Here is a 21,027-nt window from a genome sequence, read left to right on the forward strand (position 1 = left end):
GACGGCGCGTGGGGTGGGCTGCTGCAGTGTCTCGATCATCTGCTGGAGCTCGGCAGTGGAGGCGTGGGTGCGGCGCGACAGCACCCGCACCTCGTCCGCCACCACGGCAAAGCCACGGCCCTGCTCGCCGGCCCGGGCCGCCTCGATGGCGGCGTTCAGCGCCAGCAGATTGGTCTGCTCGGCGATGCCCTGAATTTCCCCCATGACGCTGCCGATCCGCTCGGACTCGCTGGCGAGCTCCACCGCGGAGTGGAAGGCCTGCTCCGCCTGTCTGGCCAGCAGCTCCATCTGCTGCTCTGTCTGATCCAACTGTTGTACCGTGTGCTGGCAACTGCTGCGCGCCTCTGTCACCTGACCGTTGGTGTCCTGGATGTTGCGCGCTATCTCATGGGCCGTGCTGGCCATCTGGGTCATGGCGGCGGCCATCTGCTGGGTCTGGGCATCCTGTTCGTTGATGTCGAGGAAAGCCTGATGAGATGACGCTTTCAGATCGGTCGCCAGGGTCTGCAAGGGATGGGTGGCGTCGTTGACCCGCCCGAGCACGGTGCGGATGCGGGCCTGCAGCATCTTCAAGTGGAAATCGGCGATGGCGCCCGGCGCATCCCCCGAGTAGACCAGCCGGGTCAGGCTGTCATATTGCTGGCCGAGCTGCCTGAGATAGCGCGGCAAGGAGATGAGCTCGCGCCAGTAGGCGGCCGTGATGAGCAGCAGGGGCAGCAGCATCAGCAGCGCCGTGATGATGCCTTGGGAGAAGGCGGCCCAGCCGAGCAGCCCCAGCAGCAGCCCGCCGAGCAGCGCAGGCCTGAAGGGGCGCAGGGAGGGGAGCTTGCGGGTTTCCCCCCGCTCGGCCTTGAGCAGGGACTGATAGGCCTGGCTCGCCACCTGCTTGAGCTGAGGCTCGGGCTTGCAGCGCACCGACTGGTAGCCGCTGATCTGGCCCTGCTCGTAGATGGGGGTCACATAGGCATCGACCCAGTAGTAGCGGCCATCCTTGCAGCGGTTCTTGACCACGCCGCGCCAGGGATTGCCCTCCTTGAGGCGATCCCAGAGGTCGGCGAAGGCGGCCTTGGGCATGTCGGGATGACGCACCAGGTTGTGATTCTGACCGACCAGCTCATCGGCCCGATAGCCGGCGATGCGGCAGAAGGCAGGGTTGGCGTAGGTGATGACGCCGCGCAAGTCCGTGGTCGACACGAGTTGTACGTCGGCAGGAAACTCCACTTCGCTGTCCAGTGTCTGGACGTCTCTGCGGGCCATAAGGATAAGCTCCGATGTTCATGCTGGTTGTTATTGTGATGGAGAGGATGAAAACCTGACCGAGTGCCTGATAGGTTTCATCTCGGGCCCTATTTTGCCAACAAAGACGGAGTAAAAGTAGGGCTTAGGTTGGGTTTTTGTTGATTGGTGGTAAAAAAATGGCGACCAAAAGGTCGCCGAAAAGAAAAAGATAACACTACCTCTGTGGCACCCGATAACGCACCTGCAACTGATCGAGGATCTGCAGCTGACCGGGCAGGCGGGCGGCGAAGTGCGCCCACTCCTTGCGGGCGGGGGCACTCCAGGCCACCTCGGCCGTGGCCAGCAGGCGCGGGAACAACATATAGTCGAGACGGTCACGAGAGGTCACCAGTTCCGACCATAAGGGGCTCAGCACCCCCAGGATGTTATCGTTGGCATGGAAATCGAGGGGGGCAGGGTCACAGGCGTAGACCTGCTCCAGGCTGACGGGGCCGGCCCAATAGAGGCCTGGCTCGTTGACGTCCTGGTTGTAGGCCTGATCCAGATAGAGCTGCTGGGCCGGTGCCATCACCACGGGATAGCCCGAGGTCGCGGCGTCCAGCCCGGCCTGGAAGTGGGTCCAGGCGAAGATGGTGGCATCCCGGCTCACCTTGTCTCCGTGCAAAATCTCCTCCCAGCCCAGCATCTTCTTGCCCCTGGCCGCCAAGTATTGCTGGCAGTGGCGCAGCAGGTGACCCTGCAGCTCGCGGCAATCCTGATAGCCCTGTTGCTGCATCAGCTGCTGGCAGGCGGGGCTGTCGGTCCAGACGCCGGTCGGCACCTCGTCCCCTCCCATGTGCACCTGTTCCCCCGGGAACAGCTCGCACACCTCGTCCATCACCTTGTTCAGGAACTCGTAGGTGCCGGGCAGCGCCGGGTTGAGCACGTTGTCGTCAAAATATTGCACCGACAGGTAGCGGGAGTGATCCGCCTCTTCCCGCAGCAGCGCCGGCAGCGCCTTGATGGCCGCGTGGCAGTGACCCGGGATGTCTATCTCCGGAATGACGCTGATGCCAAGGCCGGCGGCGTAAGCCACCAGCTCGCGCACCTCGCTCTGGGTGTAATAACCGCCGTAGGGCTCGGCGCCACCGCTGAGCTGGGGACCGACCGCCAGGCCATGACCGCGCCAAGCCCCCGTCTCGGTCAGCTGGGGGAAGGCCCGGATCTCGAGACGCCAGCCTTCGTCATCGGTCAGGTGCCAATGGAAGCGGTTGAACTTGTAGAGGCTCATCTGCTTGAGCAGGCGCTTGATGGTGGCAATCGAATGGAAGTGACGGGCGCAGTCGAGGAAGATGCCGCGAAAACCGAAGCGCGGCGCATCCGTCAGCTCGAGGCAGGGTAGGCTCTCACCGTGCTGCAGCGCCCACTGGGCCAGGCTGATCAGGCCATGGCGCCAGCCAGCCTCGCCCGCCGCCTGAATGCGGATCTCCCTGGGGCTGATGGAGAGTTGATAAGCCTCGGGGGCGAGGGGCGCCTCGATGAGGTGGATCTCGGCGTCGTGATCCTGCGCCAGCGCGAGGCCAGTCAGCTCGTTGAAATGAGCCAGCAGGGGGCCGAGGGAGACAGGGCCGCTGACATGGGCCCGCTCCGCCAGCCGGAAGTTGCCCTCGGGCAGCAGCAGGTGGGCGGGGTGGGGCACTATGCCGTTGGCCGGCTCCACCTCGGGCAGCTCGGGGGGCGAGGGCGCTTGTGCTGGCAACCCCAGCTCCTGACTCACCAGGGTCACCGGCAGCAGCTGGGGGCCCGTGGTGGCGTCAGCCAGGCTCAGGAAGAAGCCCTGGGGCAAGTCCGAGAGGCGCTTGATGGGGGTGTTGCGGCAGCAAAAACGCAGCTCGCTGGCGCCAGCCGAGGGGACCAGCACCTTGTAGCTGCCGCTCTGGCGCTCCAGTTCGCCGCCCTCGACCGAGGCCGGGTCTATATGACGAGCCAGGCAGAAGTGCAGCTTCCAGGGGGTGGCCGGTAACTGGCTCAGGGTGAAACGGAACCAGACATCATCACCGTCACGTCGGTCAACTTGGGTATGGATCAGGGGTGTGGACATGGATATTCCTCTGATGGGGTGAACAGGATGGGATCCTCTCCCGCATACGGCTCGGCGTGGACAGGGTTCAGGGATACAGGCATGGGAATGCTTCCGATTTGGCGAACAGGATGGCCCCTTCCAGGGCATCGGCGGTGGGCGAAACCAGGTTGAGATGGGCCAATCGGGGGGCGAGTCGGGTGCCGATCCCGCCGAGCAGGGCAATCCGGCGGGCCCCAAGCTGCTGCATCCCCTCCAGCAGGGTCTGCAACTGGGCGCAGGTCTCATCCAGCAGCTGGCAGGCGAGCTCGTCCCCGTCGCTGGCGGCATCGAACACCCAGGGTGCGAAGCGACCATAGTCCGCCGGGATGGCCTTGGCCGCCCAGCGCACCACCTCGGCCTGATCCCGCTTGAAGTGATCCAGCAGGCGCACCGCGAGCAGGCTGGGGGGCAGTATGCCGTCGTGGCAGAGCAGGGCCTGCTGCAGGGCGCGTAGCCCGAGCCAGGCGCCGCTGCCAAGATCCGAGATGGGGAAGCCGCGACCTGAGCAGGTGCGCAGCCGATCCTCCTGATAGATGAGGCCGGCCGAGCCGGTACCGGCGATGAGGATGGCCCCCTCCTGACCACCGAAGGCGCCGAGGCAGGCACCGAAGGCATCGGAGGTGAGCCGCACGCTCGCGAACGGGAAGGGCATGGCCAGCAGGGCATGGTAGCAGTCGGCTAGCTCGGCGGAGGCGAGCGCCAGCCCGACCCCCATCTGCTGCTCCACCTCCTTGCCCAGACCCGCCTCGGTACGGGCCAGCTCGATGGCGGTCAGCACGTGGCGATGGGCGAGGGGAATGCCTAGCTCCAGATTGGATCCCGCCGCCCGGCCCTCGCCCAGCAGCTTGCCTGATCGATCGCGGATGCGAGCCCGGGTATGGGTACCGCCCCCGTCCACGCCAACCCAGTACTCAATCATGCTTGCCTCCGAGGGTGCTCTGCCAGCAGATGGCCAGGGCAAACCAGGCGGCGTGGGGGATCCACTGCTCCCCCCAGCGCCAGTTCTGATCCAGCCTCTCCTTGTACTGCTCGGGAATGAAAGCCACATCGGCCTCGTCATCGAAACCGGCTGTGATGCCGTTGCAGATCCCGCCAAGGGCGTTGGGGTAGCCGGCGGTGTAGCTCGGGTTGTTGATGCCATGGCCCGCCAGCATGCAGGCATTGAAGGGGTTTTGCCCCAAAATCCAGTCGAGCTGACGCTGGCCGAAGGCCAGTAGGGGTTTGCGCTGCTGGGGCAGCAGCTTTGCAGCGGAAAATGTCATGGCGGCCAGGGAGGCCAGGCGAGCATTCTCTCCCTGCCACCAGTAGCCGGATTCGTTGTTGTGGGGCATAAAGAAGCTCACCCTGGGGGCCTCGTCCACCCCTTTCACAAACTGGCGGGCGAGGGCGAAGGGGTTGCCCGCCTGGGCGGTCAGCGCCAGCTCGGCGGCGAGCGCCTGCTGTACCACTGTCTTCACCCTGGCCTTGCGTTCCTGATCGGGCTCTATGGCCAGGTATTCGATCAGCGCCAACACCGGCAGGCCCGCCTCGGCGGCGTGATAGTAGGGGCGCGAGCCATCATCATTGGCGCCCCAGTAATGGCCGAGCTCAGGGTGGGCCTGCTGGCGCTGGCACAGCTTGCCTGCCCTGTCTCTGGCTTCCCCAAGCCAGCCCTGACCCAGGGTGCGGGTCAGCTCGACTGCGGCCAGCAGGGCGCAGTAGTCATCTATGATGTTCTCGCAGCCATCGTCCAGGTAGGCGAGGTTGTGCTCGCGCAGGTGCAGATAGCCGCTGCTGGCGGCCTCGGCATAGCGGCTGGCATCGAAATCACCTGTGGTGGATTCGCGGGCGGCGCGGGCCAGGGCGGCGATGGCGAGACCCCCTCCCTGCCTGAACCCCGCCTGCCAGTTGCTGGACTTGAGCCCCTGCTGGGTGGCGTAGGCGCACAGTTCGCGCTGCTCGGGATCCTTGCTCCACTTGTCGAACAGGGTCATGTAGAAGAAGCCGCTCTCGTCTTGCATCCGGCAGAGGAAGTCGGCCCCGTGCAGCGCCTCGTCATTGAGCCGCTTGCACAGGTTCAGGCCGTCGATGTCGGTGCGCGTGGCGAGCAGCTCCCGGCACTTGAGCAGGGCCCAGACCACCATGGGGGTCTGCTGGGGATTGAGATAGTTCGCATAGGAGAGGTGGCTCAAGTACTTGCTCATGTCGCCGCTGGCATCGAACCAGCCACCGCGCACGTCCCGCCGCTGGTCGCTGCCATGGAGGCGGGCATTGCGGTCGGCACGCTCGAAGGCGCCGCTGGTGCGCTGACCCTTGAAGTAGTGCACCACATCGGAGAGGCAGGTGCGACTCAGCAGATCGGTGCCGATGGCGAAGCGGGCGGAGCGGGTGATGGCGGGGGGCTCGGCGGCGCCCGTGGTGGTGATGGCCTCCAGCCGATAGTGACCCGGCTCCCTGAAGGCGCTGAAGTCGGCGCGCCAGAAGGCGCGGCCCTGCCAACCCGGCACCTGGCCGGCGGCCTGCAATGGGGTCTCGAACAGGATCTGGCCATCCGCCAGTCGGATCAGCCTGAGCTGACCGCTGAGCTCGGTATGGGGGGCGCCTTGCAGCAGGGCCACCTTGTGTCCGTCACAATCGTAACCCACCTGATTGATCAAGAGTTCCATCAAGCGCTTACTCCCTTGTCTGGGTGAGGCAATGAAGGGGCCTCGCGAGGAGGCCCTGAGTGAAATGCGGTGGGCAGCCGGTGCTAAGCCTGGCTGCGTCGCTTATTCGTGCAGGTAGCAGCGCACGAAGTGGTTGTCGGCGAGTTTGGTCACCGGTGGCAGGCTCTCCTTGCAGCGGGCCATGACCTGGTGGCAGCGACCGGCGAACGGGCAGCCGCGTGACTCCGGGGTCCACAGGGGTATCTCTCCCTTGCGGCCTCCCTCCAGCTCGGCATGGATGCTCTTCTCCGGATCCGGCACCGCCGAGATGAGCAGCTGGGTGTAGGGGTGCTGGGGGTGGTGCAGGATCTCGTCCACCTCGCCCCACTCCACCATGTGGCCCACGTACATGACCGCGAGATCCTCCGCCACATAGCGGGCGGTGGCGATGTCGTGGGTGATGTAGAGCATGGAGACGCCGAGCTCGTTCTTCATCTGCTCCATCAGGTTGAGGATGCCGATGCGAATGGAGACGTCGAGCATGGAGGTGGGCTCGTCCGCCAGCACCACTTCCGCCTCCACCGCCAGGTTGCGGGCGATATTGACCCGCTGGCGCTGGCCGCCGGAGAGCTGGTGCGGGTACTTGGCCGCGGTCGCCTTGGCCGGGGTCAGCCCCACCTTCTCCAGCAATGTGTAGACCATCTCAGGCAGGTCTTTCTTGTCGAGCACCTTGCTGTGCAGCAGAAGGGGACGGGCGATGTGGTGGTAGATGGTGTGGGTCGGGTTGAGTGAACCGAACGGGTCTTGCCACACCATCTGCACGCTCTGGCGGTAGTCGAGCAGAGCCGTGCCCTTGTTGAACTCCTCCAGATCCCGGCCGCGATAGAGGATGCGACCGTTGGAGAGCTTGTACATCTTGGCGATGATCTTGGCGATGGTGCTCTTGCCAGATCCCGACTCACCCACCACCGCCAGGGCGCGGCCCCGGTGCAGGTTGAAGGTGATGTCGGACAGGGCCCGCATCTTGCCACTCTTGATGGCATTGGAGTTGACGGGGAAGTCCTTGTAGAGATGCTGGACCTCGATGATGGGCGCATCGGTTTGGGCGATTTGCATGACAGACATCCTTAACAGCCAGCGGCCTTGTCCAGATAGATCGGAAGATCCGGTTGTTGCTCCGCCACCTCGTAGAGATGGCAGGCAGTCTGTTGTCCCGGCCGGATCTCGGCCAGTCGAGTGTATTCCTGACGGCAGCGGCTATGCACCTTGGCGCAGCGGGCCTGGAAGCGGCAGCCGACCGGCACCTCCAGCAGGTTGAGCGGGGTGCCGGGGATCCCCTCCAGCACGGTTTTCGGGCCGTGCAGGGGAGGGAAGGAGTTACCGAGCCCCCGGGTGTAGGGGTGCAGGGGCGCGGTCAGGATCGACTTGGACGGCGCCACTTCCACCAGTTCACCGGCGTACATGATGCCGATGCGATCGCAGAACTCGACCATGAGCGAGAGATCGTGGGTGATGAACAGGATGGAGAAGTTGAACTTCTCCTTGAGCGCATAAACCTTCTGCAGGATCTCCCGCTGCACCACCACGTCCAGCGCCGTGGTGGGCTCGTCCATGATCAGCAGCTCAGGGTTGAGGGCCATGGCGATGGCGATCACCAGCCGCTGACGCATGCCGCCGGAGAACTGGTGCGGGTAATCCTTGAGCCGGCTTGGGTGAATGTCGACGATTTCCAGCAGCTCCTGGGCGCGCTTGATGGCCTCGTAGCGGGTCAGCCCCGGGTTGTGGGCCAGCAGCACGTCGCAGAACTGCTCCTCCATGCGAAGCACAGGGTTGAGTGCATTCATGGCGGACTGGAACACCACGCTCGCCTGACGCCAGCGGTAGCTGCGCAGCCGCTCGTCGTCAAAATGCAGAATGTTCTCGCCCTTGAACAGGATCTCGCCGCCGCTGATGTAGGCGGGCGGCTTGTGCAGCCGGGCCACCGAGAAGGCGACCGTGGACTTGCCACAGCCGGACTCGCCGGCGAGGCCGAATACCTCCCCCGGCATGATGTCAAAGCTGACCGAGTTGACGGCGCGCACGTCGCCGCTCTCTGTGATGTAGTCGACGCAGAGCTGGCGCACCGACAGCAGGGGTTGTTGCGAGGTCATGCTGTCTTCTCCTGTACGGCTGGCATCGGCGTGGTGACGGGGGCGGCGAGTTTCTTCCAGCGATTCAGGCCCTTGTGAGAGCGCAGCTGGGGGTTGGCTATCTCGTCGATGGCGAAGTTGAGCATGGCAAGGCCGGCGCCCAGGGTGGCGATGGCGAAGCAGGGGGCCAAGATCTCCCACCAGGCGCCCACCAGGATGGCGCTCGAGGTCTGGGCGTTGTAGAGCATGATGCCCCAGCTGACCACGGTCGGATCGCCGAGCCCCAGGAACTCCAAGGTCGCCTCGGTGACGATGGCGTAGATGATGGAGCCGATGAAGCTCACCCCTATGATGGAGATGAGGTTTGGCAGTATCTCCACCAGGATGATGCGCCAGGCCGGCTCACCCAGTACCTCGGCGGCGATGACGAACTCCTTCTCCCGCAGCGCCAGGGTCTGGGCACGGATCACCCGAGCGCCGTAGGCCCAGGAGGTAAAGCCTATGATGAGGGCAATCACCGTCGGTGACGCCTCCCCGATAAAGCTCGCGAGCACCAGTAATAACGGCAGGTTCGGGATCACCAGCACCACGTTCATCAGGAAGGTGAGGCACTCATCGATCACCCCGCCAAAATAACCGGCCGTGATGCCCACCGTGATGGCGAGGGCGCAGACCAGCAGGCCCGCCCCGAAACCCACCATCAGGGAGATGCGGGCGCCGCTGGTGAACTGGGCCCAGAGATCGTGACCCATGCGGTTGGACCCCATCACCAGCTCCATGCTGGGTGGCTGGTGCGGGCGGGCGACCCGTTTGGTGGGCTCGTTGCTGGCGAGCAGCGGGGCGAACAGGGCCATCAGCACGAAGGTGACCACGATGGCGAGACCGAAGGCGGCCTTCTTGTTGCCCAGCAGGATTTTTAAAATAGTCGGCATACGCATCTTATTTGCCTCCTGTACGCAGACGGGGATCCAGGAAGACGTAGAGCACGTCCGCCAGGAAGTTGAAGCTGAGCATGGTGATGGTCATGATGAGCAGCTGACCCTGGATGAGGGGGTAGTCGCGGGCGAGTATGCCCTGATAGAGCGTCAAGCCCAGCCCCGGGTAGTTGAAGATGACCTCGGTGATGAGGGAGCCACCGATGACGAAACCGAGCGCCATGGAGAGGGCGGTGACGCTCGGCAACACGGCGTTGCGGGCGCCGTAGTTGAAGATCACCCGGTTGCTGGAGAGCCCCTTGGCCTTGGCCATGGTGATGTAGTCCTCACCCAGCAAGTTGATCATGTTGTTGCGCATGGTGATGAGGAAGCCCCCCACCTGCACCAGCGCCAGGGTGCCCACCGGCATGATGGCGTGCAGCATGATGCTCTTGATGTGCTCCCAGCCGAAATCGGCCTTGATCTCCGGGCTGTAGGCGTAGCCGATGGGCAGCCAGCCTAGACTCACCCCGAACAGGAAGAGGGCGAGCAGGGACACTACCACGGGGGGGATGGCCTGCATCACCAGGGTGAGCGGGGAGAGGATGCTGTCCATGCGTCCCCCCCGGTACCAGGCGGCGAAGATGCCGACGATGGAGCCGATGGAGAAGCTCAGAATGGTGGAGGTGCCCACCAGGAACAGGGTCCAGCCGATGGCGCGGCCGAGTACGTCTGCCACTGGCTGTGGGTAGTAGCGCACCGAGGTGCCGAGATCCCAGGTGAAGACGCTCTTCACATAGGTGAGAAATTGGGTGCCGATAGGGCCGTCAACGAAACCGAAGGTGGCTTTGAGGGCTTCCAGGGCGGCGGGTTCCATCATGGCGCCAGCACGGGCAAACATGACGGAGACGGGATCCCCTGGCATGGCTCTTGGCAACAGGAAGTTGATGGTGGCGGCCACCAGGAAGGCGACCAGATAGAAGGAGAAACGTCTCAGTATAAATCCCATGGTGATACCTTTTACTGCAAGCCTGCCCCGCGCCGGGCAAAGCTCCCCCAACCCCGGCGGATGCGAGGGATGGAAGACATGGCGGGGAAGAGGGCCCCCCGCAGGGGGCCGAGGTGGTTAGCTGTTTGGCTTGAGTGACAACACGTGCAGCAGACGCTCCGGGGTGTCCGGGTGCAGTTGCGGCTTGGCGACCGGGTTGTCGGCACTGAACCAGCCATTGAAGCGCTTGGTGCTGTATTCGTACCAGGTCGGGTTGTTGAACACCGGGATGATGGTCTGGTTGGCCCCGACGCGCTCCTGGATGGCAAACATGATCTCTTTCTGCTTGGCCGCATCGGCGGTCTGGGTGAAGTCATCGATCAGCTTGTCGAGTGCCGGATCCTTGTAACGGGGCGCCGCGAAGCGGTTGCCGCGCTCACCCATGTTGCGCGAATGGAAGGCGGTCTCGAAGTACTTGTGCGGGTTGGCACCGGCGAAGTAACCCTGCAGGGCGACGTCGAAGTCACCTGTGATCAGGTTCTCGGTCCAGACGGTGGCTTCCGGAGTGGAGGTCTTGGCGTTCAGGCCGAGCGCCTGCAGGCCTTCAACCCCGATCTGGACGGTATTGACCCAGTCGGTCCAGCCGTTCGGTACCAGCACCTTGAACTCGATCTTCTTGCAGCTCGGGGTGTCGAGGAACTTGTCGCCGTCACAGTCCTTGTAGCCGGCCTGTTTCAGCAGGGCCTTGGCCCCTTCCAGGTCGAACTTGTTGAACTTGCCGTATTTTTTCTCGACATCCGGGTTGTCCCAGGAGGCGAATGCCTTGCCAAGACCGGACGGGTATTCGTTGACGGTCGGGTAGCCGTAGCCTGCGATGTCCACCATGGACTGACGGTCCATCGCCATGGAGAAGGCGCGGCGGAAGTTGATGTCATTGAAGGCTTCGTGGTTGCCCGGGTTCTTGCTCTGGAAGTTGACGTTGAACGCCACTGTGCCGGAGGCGGGGAACCAGTACTTGTTGTTCTTCGGATCGTTGCCGACGTAGAGGCGCTCGATGTCCGGTACGAAGGAGCCGAACCAGTCCACGTCACCCTTCATCACGGCGGCCAGGACCTGGTCGTTGGTGGCCATCTGCGGCATGCGGATGCAGTCGATGGAGAGGTTGGCGTTATCCCAGTAGTGCGGGTTGCGGCACTGGGTGTAGAGCTGGGCGGAGAAGTTGTCCACCTCGGTGAAAGGACCGGTACCAACCGGCTTGTCGTTGGTGAAAGCGACCGGATCCTTGACGGACTTCCACTGGTGCTCAGGCACGATTGGGACCAGCACTATGTCGTTGACGACGTTGGTGTTGATCTCGGCCAGGTCGAACTTGATCTTGTGATCACCCAGCTTCTCTATGCTCTTGATCTGAGTCCAGATGGAGCGCTCATCCAGCGCCTTGTTGGCCTTGACCAGGTTGAAGGAGAAGATGATGTCGTCGGCGGTGAAAGCTTCACCGTCGGACCACTTGACCCCGTCACGGAGATCGAAGGTGACGGACTTCAGGTCATCGCTGAAGGCGTAGTTGGTGGCCAGACGATAGACGGGTTTGCCACCCTGCATATCGTTGAAGATCACCAGCGGCTCATAGATGAAGTGACGGGTAGTGTGCAGCAGACCGGCCTGCAGGAAGGGGTTGAAGTTCTTGACCCATGCGGTCTCCTGCTGTGCAACCAGGGTCAGCACCGTTTTGTTCTCGGCGGCCATGGCGGTGCCGGCGGCACCGAGCATCAGGGTTCCCAGCATGACTGAGGTAGCGATTTTGGATACTTTGGCAAGCATATTTTGTCCTTTCTTATTGGTCTTCCATGTTTGGAATGGAGCACCGATATCGCATGCTTGGATACCGGCCCTCTATGTTGGTCGGGTTTTTTCACCCTTGTAGTTGTGTCATCCAACGCCCTTAGAAAAGCAGAATTAACAGGAAAACAACAACTGTTCATTTCGTCGATATCGTAAAAACTTGAGTTGCCTCGTCATTATCGTCAAATTGTATTTTTAAGCCTTTAAAATTATACAGTTACATTAATTCTCAGGAAGCACCAAGTCACCCTTTATGACAGTTCAAAGACGATACTGTGAACTGGATCGTGCTCGTTTTTTCCCCTGGTCAGTGGCTTTTTTTTGAGCATGAAACAAGCAGGCCGCAAAGCGCCACGAGATTGTGCGCTGGGTCACTAAGGCGGTGATTGTCCCTCTTGCCCGGTGTCAGTGCCAGTCAGGGGGGGAGCCATCAACGGATGGGACTGAGGTGGAACGAGAGAAGGCGAGGGAAGCAACAGGGGGCTTTAGGGGCAATCAGTGAGAGGCAATAAAAAAGCCAGTCAGCAGGGCTGACTGGCTTGTGTGGCTGCGCCATGGCGCAGCCCGAGACGTGTGCCTTAGTTGATCAGGCTGGCCCAGAGGTCATATTCGTCCGCTTCATCGACGCGCACCTTGACCATGTCACCGGGTTTGAGGCCGGTTTCACCGTTCAGGTAGACCAGACCGTCGATCTCGGGGGCATCGGCGAAGGAGCGGCCGGTGGCGCCCTCTTCGTCCACCTCGTCGATCAGCACTGTCATCTCCTGACCCACCTTGCGGGCCAGCTTGCGGATGGAGACCTGCTGTTGCAGCTCCATGAAGCGCTGGAAACGCTCTTCCTGGATGTCTGCCGGCACAGGGTCCGGCAGCTCGTTGGCCTTGGCACCTTCGACCGGGCTGTATTTGAAGCAGCCGACCCGATCCAGCTCCGCCTTGTCGATGAAGTCCAGCAGCATCTGGAACTCTTCTTCGGTCTCGCCGGGGAAGCCGACGATGAAGGTGGAGCGCAGGGTGATCTCGGGGCAGATCTCGCGCCACTTCTGGATGCGCTCCAGGGTGCGCTCGACCGTGCCCGGGCGCTTCATCAGTTTCAGGATGCGCGGGCTGGCGTGCTGCAGCGGGATGTCGAGATAGGGCAATACCTTGCCATCGCGCATCAAGGGGATGACGTCATCCACGTGGGGATACGGGTAGACATAGTGCAGGCGCACCCACATGCCGAGCTTGGCCAGCTCTTCACACAGGGCCACCATGCTGGTCTTGACCGGCATACCATCGTAGAAACCGGTGCGGTGTTTGACGTCCACGCCGTAGGCTGAGGTGTCCTGGGAGATCACTAGTATCTCTTTGACGCCAGCCTCTTTCAGGCGCTTGGCCTCGGCCAGTACCTCGCCAATGGGACGGCTCACCAGATCCCCGCGCATGGAGGGGATGATGCAGAAGGTGCAGCGGTGGTTGCAGCCTTCGGAAATTTTCAGATAGGCGTAGTGACGGGGCGTCAGCTTGACACCATGAGCCGGCACCAGGCTGGTGAAGGGGTTGTGAGTCGGCTTTTCCACGTATTTGTGGACGTGACCCAGCACCTCTTCATAGGCGTGAGGACCTGTGATCTCGAGCACCTTGGGGTGGATCTCGCGGATCTGGTTCTCTTTGGCGCCGAGGCAGCCGGTGACGATCACCTTGCCATTCTCGGCCAGGGCCTCGCCGATGGCTTCCAGCGACTCTTGTACCGCGCTGTCGATGAAACCGCAGGTGTTGACCACCACCAGTTCCGCATCGTCATAGCTGGGCACCACGTCGTACCCTTCGGTACGCAGCTGGGTCAGGATGCGTTCTGAATCGACCAGGTTTTTGGGGCAACCCAAGGAGACGAATCCTACTTTGGGGGCCTGTTTTGTGTTGGACATCGCTCAATCACTCTTAGGTGGCTCTCTTATAAGGGCGCGGATTTTACCGGAATGGCTAACCAAAAACTATACAACCGGTGTGGTCGGGCCGAACATTATTTACAGGCCCCGATGTGGCGGATAGCGGCAGACCGGTGAAGGGCGGTCATGGATGACAGTTATCGTCCTGTGGTGGCAGTCCGCCTTCCCCTGTCCCGCCGGATGGGGAAGGGGCTGGGGGCGCGCTGAGCGGGGAGATAGGCGCGAAAACAGGGGGCCTGCATTGCTGACGCTGGCTGAACGGATATGTGCTCAGGACTTCTTTGAGTAAGCTTGGATCTGATAGGGTAAGCATCCGCTGACGAGCAAAAGGAGTACACCATGAAGAGCCGACTCTGGCTGATTGCCGCCGCCCTGGTGGTGGCGTCTACCCCCAGTCACGCCGACTGGGCGAAATTGAAGGAAGCGGCGTCCGAGCTGGGCACCGCCGTGAGCGATACCAGCAAGGAGGCCTGGAAGGGCATCACGGACTTCTCCAAGGCGACCTGGGAATCCGTCTCCACCTGGGGAGCCGATGCCTACAACAAGACAGGCGCCTGGACCGAGGAGAGCGCGGCCACCAGTAAGAAGTGGTTGACGGCGGCGGACAAGGAGCTCGATACCATGCTCGAGCCCAAGACGCCGGCCGAGGCGCGCACCGCCCTCGACACCATGGCAGACACCGCCTTGGTGCGGCTTTTTAACGAACAATCCTCTGCCAAACTGCTGTTTGACAAAGCATATGGCTACGCCGTGTTCGATTCGCGCAAGTTCTCCCTGATGATCCACACCAATCAGGGCTCAGGGGTGGCGGTCAACCGCAAGACCGGCAAGCACACCTATATGAAGATGTTCGGCGCCGGCCTCGCGGCCGGGCTCGGCGGCAAGTTCTACCAGCAGGTGATCCTGTTTGAGGACAAGGCCCGCTTCGATACCTTCGTCAACCAGGGCTGGGAGGCCACCTCCGAGGTGGGCGCCGTGGCGGGCAAGGAGAGCGCCGAGCTCACCGCCAAGTACAATGGCGGCATGGCCATCTACCAGATTGGCGAGAAGGGCCTGCTGCTCGATGCCAACATCTCGGGTTCCAAATACTGGCTGGATGGCGATCTGAACAAGTGATGGAGCGCGGCCACGCTGGTGCGATATTTTTATTCCATCATCTTGAAATACCGTCTGTTTAAATGTTGAAACTTGCAGTAAAAAGAGGGCCTCAGGCCCTCTTTTTTATGGGCGCACGCTGACAAGGTCCCAGGACAAGGAGAGGATATGGCCCATGAGCCCGAACAGGATGTGATGGCGGCCCGGCGCCGGGAGTGGGACCGGCAGAGCATCTATCTGCGCCTGCAGGACGGTATTCCCACGGCCTTCTGGGTATGGGGGGATCAAATTGCCCCGCTCGAGCCCAGGCCAGATCTGTTTGCCCATGAAGGGGGCTTTGGCTGGGGCCAGCAGGATGCGACCACCCAGGCCTTGGCGGTGGCCATCGTCGCCAAACTGGTGGAGGTGGGGCTGGTGGCCCCGGAGCAGCAGAGCGCCCGGGCGCACTATCTCCACGACGAGGTGCTGAGCAAGCTGCCCGCCGGCGAGCACTACGATCTGCACCTCAGCTACCTGCGCCTGCTGCTGGGCTAGGCCCGTGACCGGCCGCTTGCCAAGGTTCATGGATAAGTGACCCCATCCGGCCCATGGCCGAGCGGCCCTCTGTTCTGTTTTCGGCATTCCCGCTCTGGTTGGCACCCTAATTGCTTAGTGCCTGTCAGCGTCAATGATTTGTCTGGGGATGGAAGATGGAAATAAGTGCAAGCAGCCTGATGCAAGAGATGCAGGCGCTCAAGGTCGAAGCGGGCGCCATGCCGCTGAGCCAGCCCGGTCGTCAGGTCAGCTCGGATTTCGGCCAGGTGCTGCAACAGGCCCTGAGCAACGTCAACGAATTGCAGGGCTCGGCCAACGACCTGCGCACCCGGTTCGATCTCGGTGACAAGTCGGTGGATCTCTCCGAAGTGATGATCGCCGGCCAGAAATCCTCCATCGCCTTCGAGGCGACGGTGCAGGTGCGCAACAAGATGGTTGATGCCTACAAGACCATCATGAACATGCCGGTATGAAGAAGAGACTTCAAGGCCCCATGGCGACCGAGCATCATGACGATGTCAGCAATAAGGACATAATCCGTGGCTACTGATCAAAACGGCGACCTGCTGATCAACAACGAAGGGGCGGCGGCCCTCGATGAGCACGAGCAGAAGAGCTCGGCGCTGGGCTTTCTGTCCAACACGGATGTGCTGCGCCAGATCACCCTGATCCTGGGGCTGACCATCTGCCTGGCCATCGCCGTCTTCATCCTACTGTGGGGCAAGGAGCCGGAGATGCGTCCCCTCGGCACCTTCAACACCCAGGAGCTGGTCTCCACCCTCGACTACCTCGATCAGCAGAAGATCCCCTATCAGGTGGATGGCAAGAGCGTGCTGGTCAGTGCCGAAAACTATGCGGACATCCGTCTGCGCCTGACCCGGGCTGGCCTGGCCGGCAACAGCGACGTCAGCAATGACGGCGAATCCATCCTGCTCAAGGACTCCAGCTTTGGTGTCAGCCAGCGCATGGAGGGGGAGCGCCTCAAGCTCAGCCGCGAGCGTCAGCTGGCGAGTGCCATCGAGCAGTTCCAGAACGTGGCCAAGGCCCAGGTACTGCTGGCCATCCCCAAAGACAACGTGTTTGCCCGCAATGAGCGCAAGCCGAGCGCTACCGTGGTGCTGAGCCTCAAGGGCAGCGCCCTCGGCCAGGGGGAAGTGGACTCCATCGTCGACATGGTGGCTTCCGCCGTGCACGGCCTGGAGCCGACCCGCGTCACCGTGACCGATCAGAATGGCCGCCTGCTCAATTCCGGCTCCCAGGACCCGCTCTCTGCCCAGACCCGCAAAGAGTTTGCGATGCAGCAGAAGCAGGAGCTGGAGTACAAACAAAAAATTGACGCCATCCTGATCCCGGTATTGGGGGCCGACAACTATACGGCGGAAGTGGATCTCTCCCTCGACTTTTCCCAGCAGGAGCAGACCCGCAAGACCTTCAACCCGGACCTGCCCGCCGTGCGCTCCGAGATGACGGTGGAAGAGAACAGCGCAGGTGGCAGCAATGGCGGCGTGCCGGGCGCACTCTCCAACCAGCCCCCCGCCGCCTCCAGCATTCCCCAGGAAGCGGCCGCCGCCGATGGCAGCGCCGCATCCAGTGGCCGCTCCCGCAAGGAGGCGACCCGCAACTTCGAACTGGACAGCACCATCAGCCACATCCGGCGCCAGCAGGGCGGCATTCGCCGCATGACGGTGTCGGTGGCGGTGGATTACAAGGCGACCCCAGGCGCCGACGGCGCCGTTACTAGAGAGGCCCGCAGCCAGGCCGAACTCGATACCCTGCGTCGTCTGCTGAGCGGTGGCCTCGGCTTTGACGTGACCCGTGGGGATACCCTGGAAGTGGTCGCCATCCCGTTCAACCGCCCCGAGCTCGAGGCCGTTGCCGACATCCCGCTCTACGAGCAGCCCTGGTTCTGGCGTGCGGTGCGCATCGCCGCCTCCGTGCTGGTCATCATAGTGCTGATCGTGACCGTGGTACGGCCCATGCTCAAGCGCCTGCTCTACCCGGATGCGCGTCCGGAAGGGGAGCTGGATCTGGACAACAGCATAGTGCTGGGTGGGGATGACGAGCTCAGCCTGCTGGCGGCACAAGCGGAAGCCGAACCCGTGTTCGGGGTGCGTGACGGGCATCTGAAACTGCCGGACTTGCACCGCGACGAAGACTTGCTCAAGGCGGTGCGTGCGCTGGTGGCGAATGAACCGGATCTGGCCGCTCAGGTCATTAAAGAATGGGTAACGAACCGAGATGCCTGAAGAGAACAAGAACCAAGTCACCGGTAACGAGATTACCGATACCCAGCGCCAGATCCTGGATCAGATGGCCGGGATGGAGATGGCGGCCGTGCTGATGCTGAGCCTCAACGAGGAGGATGCAGCCCAGATCTTCCGCCATCTGGAGCCCAAGCAGGTGCAGCGCCTCGGCATGTCCATGGCCTCCATGTCGGACTTCAGTCACGATCGGGTGGCGGCTGTGCATCGTCAATTTATCGACGACATCCAGAAATACACCAACATCGGCATCGGCAGCGAAGACTTCGTGCGCAAGGCCCTGGTGGCGGCGCTCGGGGAAGACAAGGCCAGCAACCTGGTGGATCAGATAATCCTGGGATCCGGTGCCCGCGGCCTCGACTCCCTCAAGTGGATGGACGCGCGCCAGGTGGCCAGTATCATCCAGAACGAACACCCGCAGATCCAGACGATCGTGCTGTCCTACCTGGAGCCGGAGCAGTCCGCCGAGATCCTGAGCCAGTTCCCGGAGCAGGTGCGCCTGGATCTGGTGATGCGCATCGCCAACCTCGAAGAGGTGCAACCGGCGGCGCTGCAGGAACTGAACGACATCATGGAGAAGCAGTTCGCCGGTGCGGCCGGTGCTCAGGCCGCCAAGATGGGCGGTCTCAAGGCCGCCGCCAACATCATGAACTACCTGGACACCAACATCGAAGGCCAGCTGATGGACTCCATCCGCGAGTCGGACGAGGAGATGAGCCAGCAGATCCAGGATCTGATGTTCGTGTTCGAGAACCTGATCGACGTGGACGATCGCGGTATCCAGACCCTGCTGCGGGAAGTGCCAGGGGATCTGCTGCAACGGGCCCTCAAGGGCTCGGACGATCAGATGCGGGAAAAAGTGTTCAAGAACATGTCCAAGCGGGCCGCCGAGATGCTGGCGGACGATCTGGAGGCCATGGGGCCAATCCGGGTCTCCGAAGTGGAAGCGGCCCAGAAAGAGATCCTCTCCACCGCCCGCCGTCTGGCGGATGCCGGCGAGATCATGCTGGGGGCCGGTGGGGGCGAGGAGTTCCTCTAACCCCGGGCCATCCGTTGCGATAACATCTTGATAGAACATAAACCAGTAGCAAAGGATGCTGTTAAAGCATGAATAACCAGAATAACAAGCTGCGCGGTTACGTCAGACCCGAGGCGGACGGCGGTCAGGTCGAGACCTGGGGCTGGCCCGAGATGGAAGTCGAGTCCGAGATCGAGAGCAATGCCCTGGGGCTCGGGCCCAACTGGTATCGGCAGGAGCAGGAGGTCGAAGCTCAGATTGAAGAGCCTGAGGCTGAACCCACTCCCAGCATCACGGCCGAAGAGCTGGAAGCCATTCGCCAGGCCGCCTGGGAAGAGGGCATGGCCGAGGGACGCGAGGCGGGCTTTGCCAAGGGGCTGGAAGAGGGCAAGCTGGAAGGCTTGCAGCAGGGTCATCAGGCCGGTCTGGAGCAGGGTCGGGAAGAGGGGTTGGCGCTGGGCCGTGAACAGGTGGAGCAGCAGGTAGCCCACTGGCAGGGGTTAGCGGATCGACTCGCCAATCCCTTGAGCGAACTGGACGTGGCGGTGGAGCAGCAACTCATCGCCCTGGTGCAACAGCTCGCCCGAGCCCTTATCCGCCATGAAGCGCAGACCTCCCCGAAATTGCTGCTCGAAGCGCTCAAGCAGGGGCTCTCCCTGCTGCCTGCCGCCGAGCACGGGGTTACCCTGATGCTGCACCCGGACGACGTGGCCCGGGTCGAGCAGGCCTTCGGCACAGAGGAGTGCGCCAAGCGTCACTGGCGGCTGCAAAGCGATCCCACTCTCTCCCCCGGCGATCTGCAACTGGCCACCGAACTCTCCAGCATCGATCTGACCCTCTCGGGGCGCATCGATCAGCTGCTGCGCAACTTCCTGCGTGATAATGCCGATTGAGGTGATCTATCTCGTCGCATCGCAACATCATGCGCACTAACCCTGTCGTCACTATGATGGCACTCACTGTTCGAGTCTTGGCAGCCAGGTTGCCGGGGCCTTATCTCTTCTTATCGTCGGAGGCGACATGACAGCTCTGCTGGGTCGACTGCAAGCCTATCGGGTCCGTGATGTGGCGCCCACCCCGCCGGTGGCGGGCAAGTTGACCCGGGTGGTGGGGCTGACTCTGGAGGCCATCGGTTGCCGCGCCGCCATCGGCGCCCTGTGCCGCATCGATACCCAGGATGGTTGGCTGGAAGCCGAGGTGGTCGGTTTCTCCGGCGATCGCCTGTTCCTGATGCCAAGCGAACAGCTCAAGGGGGTGATCCCCGGCGCCCGCGTGGTGCCCGTCACCGAGGATCACGGCATCCCGGTGGGCATGAGCCTGCTCGGCCGGGTCATCGACGGCATAGGCCAGCCCCTTGACGGGCTCGGCCCCATCATCGCCTCCCAGACGGTGCAGTTTGCCCAGCAGCGCATCAATCCGCTCTCCCGCCGCCCCATTCATCAACCGATGGACGTGGGGGTGCGTGCCATCAACGCCGTGCTTACCGTCGGGCAGGGCCAGCGCATGGGGCTGTTCGCGGGCTCAGGCGTCGGCAAATCGGTGCTGCTTGGCATGATGACCCGCGGCTCGGTGGCGGACGTGGTGGTGGTCGGCCTCATCGGCGAGCGGGGCCGGGAGGTGAAAGAGTTTATCGAAGAGATCCTGGGGGCCGAGGGGCGCGAGCGCGCCGTGGTGGTGGCGGCGCCCGCCGATGCCTCGCCGCTGATGCGGCTCAAGGGCTGTGAGACGGCGCTGGCCATCGCCGAGTATTTCCGCGAGCAGGGGCTCAACGTGCTGCTGCTGATGGACTCCCTCACCCGTTACGCCCAGGCCCAGCGCGAGATTGCGCTGGCGGTGGGCGAGCCGCCGGCTACCAAGGGCTATCCGCCCTCTGTGTTTGCCAAATTACCGGCGCTGGTGGAGCGGGCCGGCAACGGCAGCGACGGCCAGGGCTCCATCACGGCGTTTTTCACTGTGCTGACCGAGGGGGACGATCTGCAGGATCCCATCGCCGACGCGGCGCGGGCCATCCTCGACGGCCACATAGTGTTGGCGCGGGAGCTGGCAGATGCGGGCCACTACCCGGCCATCGACATCGAAAAGTCCATCAGCCGGGTCATGCCCATGGTTACCTCGCCGGAGCACATGGAGCTGGCGCGCACCTTCAAACAGTTCTACTCCCTCTATCAGCAGAACCGGGATCTCATCACCATCGGCGCCTACAGCCAGGGGTCGGATCCGCGCATCGACCGGGCCATCATCCAGAAACCCTATCTGGATCAGTTCTTGCAGCAGAAGATGCGGGAGGTCATTCATTACGACGAAGGCCTGCAATCCCTGCAACTGGTGGCCATGCCACTGATGCGCTGACGTGA

The 21,027-nt window shown here is 62.7% G+C and carries 17 protein-coding genes; 7 read left to right on the forward strand and 10 right to left on the reverse strand.

Annotated elements, in window-relative coordinates; all coding sequences use genetic code 11:
- From CUC44_RS12740 to rimO, 10 genes are all read right to left on the reverse strand, one after another.
- Positions 1 to 1,257, reverse strand: a 1,257-nt coding sequence (locus CUC44_RS12740; protein WP_100860310.1) for a methyl-accepting chemotaxis protein, incomplete at its 3' end; no start/stop codon positions are given.
- Positions 1,258 to 1,453: 196 nt separating this feature from the next.
- Positions 1,454 to 3,319, reverse strand: coding sequence for a beta-N-acetylhexosaminidase (locus tag CUC44_RS12745; RefSeq protein WP_100860311.1), 1,866 nt, complete (start codon positions 3,317 to 3,319; stop codon positions 1,454 to 1,456).
- Positions 3,320 to 3,386: 67 nt separating this feature from the next.
- Positions 3,387 to 4,259 carry a glucosamine kinase nucleotide-binding domain-containing protein gene (locus CUC44_RS12750; RefSeq protein WP_100860312.1) on the reverse strand — a complete coding sequence of 291 codons (873 nt, stop codon included), beginning with the start codon at positions 4,257 to 4,259 and terminating at the stop codon, positions 3,387 to 3,389.
- The gene (locus tag CUC44_RS12755) at positions 4,252 to 5,985 is read right to left on the reverse strand and encodes a glycoside hydrolase family 9 protein (protein WP_100860313.1); all 1,734 of its coding nucleotides are present in this window, start codon (positions 5,983 to 5,985) and stop codon (positions 4,252 to 4,254) included. Before CUC44_RS12755 ends, CUC44_RS12750 begins: the two co-directional genes overlap by 8 nt.
- 102 nt (positions 5,986 to 6,087) lie before the next feature.
- Positions 6,088 to 7,080, reverse strand: coding sequence for an ABC transporter ATP-binding protein (locus tag CUC44_RS12760; RefSeq protein WP_100860314.1), 993 nt, complete (start codon positions 7,078 to 7,080; stop codon positions 6,088 to 6,090).
- 11 nt (positions 7,081 to 7,091) lie between these two features.
- Complete coding sequence (locus CUC44_RS12765) at positions 7,092 to 8,114, reverse strand: ABC transporter ATP-binding protein (RefSeq protein WP_100860315.1); 1,023 nt, start codon at positions 8,112 to 8,114, stop codon at positions 7,092 to 7,094.
- Positions 8,111 to 9,031, reverse strand: a complete 921-nt coding sequence (locus tag CUC44_RS12770; protein ID WP_100860316.1) for an ABC transporter permease — start codon at positions 9,029 to 9,031, stop codon at positions 8,111 to 8,113. The genes CUC44_RS12765 and CUC44_RS12770 overlap by 4 nt, the downstream gene beginning before the upstream one ends.
- Position 9,032: 1 nt before the next feature.
- Positions 9,033 to 10,016, reverse strand: coding sequence for an ABC transporter permease (locus tag CUC44_RS12775; RefSeq protein ID WP_100860317.1), 984 nt, complete (start codon positions 10,014 to 10,016; stop codon positions 9,033 to 9,035).
- Positions 10,017 to 10,133: 117 nt separating this feature from the next.
- Positions 10,134 to 11,816: an ABC transporter substrate-binding protein gene (locus CUC44_RS12780; protein WP_100860318.1), complete on the reverse strand. Its 1,683-nt coding sequence runs from the start codon at positions 11,814 to 11,816 to the stop codon at positions 10,134 to 10,136.
- Between the two features lie 599 nt (positions 11,817 to 12,415).
- Positions 12,416 to 13,744, reverse strand: coding sequence for a 30S ribosomal protein S12 methylthiotransferase RimO (rimO, locus tag CUC44_RS12785; RefSeq protein ID WP_100860319.1), 1,329 nt, complete (start codon positions 13,742 to 13,744; stop codon positions 12,416 to 12,418).
- A gap of 360 nt (positions 13,745 to 14,104) precedes the next feature.
- On the opposite strand from rimO, the gene befA reads away from it, so the two are divergent.
- From befA to fliI, 7 genes are all read left to right on the forward strand, one after another.
- Positions 14,105 to 14,881 carry a beta cell expansion factor BefA gene (befA, locus tag CUC44_RS12790; protein ID WP_100860320.1) on the forward strand — a complete coding sequence of 259 codons (777 nt, stop codon included), beginning with the start codon at positions 14,105 to 14,107 and terminating at the stop codon, positions 14,879 to 14,881.
- 147 nt (positions 14,882 to 15,028) lie between these two features.
- Positions 15,029 to 15,394 carry a hypothetical protein gene (locus CUC44_RS12795; RefSeq protein WP_100860321.1) on the forward strand — a complete coding sequence of 122 codons (366 nt, stop codon included), beginning with the start codon at positions 15,029 to 15,031 and terminating at the stop codon, positions 15,392 to 15,394.
- Between the two features lie 155 nt (positions 15,395 to 15,549).
- Positions 15,550 to 15,867, forward strand: a complete 318-nt coding sequence (gene fliE, locus CUC44_RS12800) for a flagellar hook-basal body complex protein FliE (protein WP_100860322.1) — start codon at positions 15,550 to 15,552, stop codon at positions 15,865 to 15,867.
- Positions 15,868 to 15,933: 66 nt separating this feature from the next.
- The gene (fliF, locus tag CUC44_RS12805; RefSeq protein WP_167388894.1) at positions 15,934 to 17,640 is read left to right on the forward strand and encodes a flagellar basal-body MS-ring/collar protein FliF; all 1,707 of its coding nucleotides are present in this window, start codon (positions 15,934 to 15,936) and stop codon (positions 17,638 to 17,640) included.
- Positions 17,633 to 18,694 (forward strand): flagellar motor switch protein FliG, encoded by a 1,062-nt coding sequence (gene fliG / locus CUC44_RS12810; protein WP_100860323.1) that lies wholly within the window; start codon positions 17,633 to 17,635, stop codon positions 18,692 to 18,694. The genes fliF and fliG overlap by 8 nt, the downstream gene beginning before the upstream one ends.
- A gap of 68 nt (positions 18,695 to 18,762) precedes the next feature.
- Positions 18,763 to 19,566: a flagellar assembly protein FliH gene (gene fliH / locus CUC44_RS12815; RefSeq protein ID WP_100860324.1), complete on the forward strand. Its 804-nt coding sequence runs from the start codon at positions 18,763 to 18,765 to the stop codon at positions 19,564 to 19,566.
- A 127-nt stretch (positions 19,567 to 19,693) separates the two neighbouring features.
- Complete coding sequence (fliI, locus tag CUC44_RS12820; RefSeq protein WP_100860325.1) at positions 19,694 to 21,022, forward strand: flagellar protein export ATPase FliI; 1,329 nt, start codon at positions 19,694 to 19,696, stop codon at positions 21,020 to 21,022.
- Positions 21,023 to 21,027 lie beyond the last annotated feature (5 nt).

This window comes from Aeromonas lusitana, from assembly GCF_002812985.1.
Taxonomy (GTDB): Bacteria; Pseudomonadota; Gammaproteobacteria; order Enterobacterales; family Aeromonadaceae; genus Aeromonas; species Aeromonas lusitana.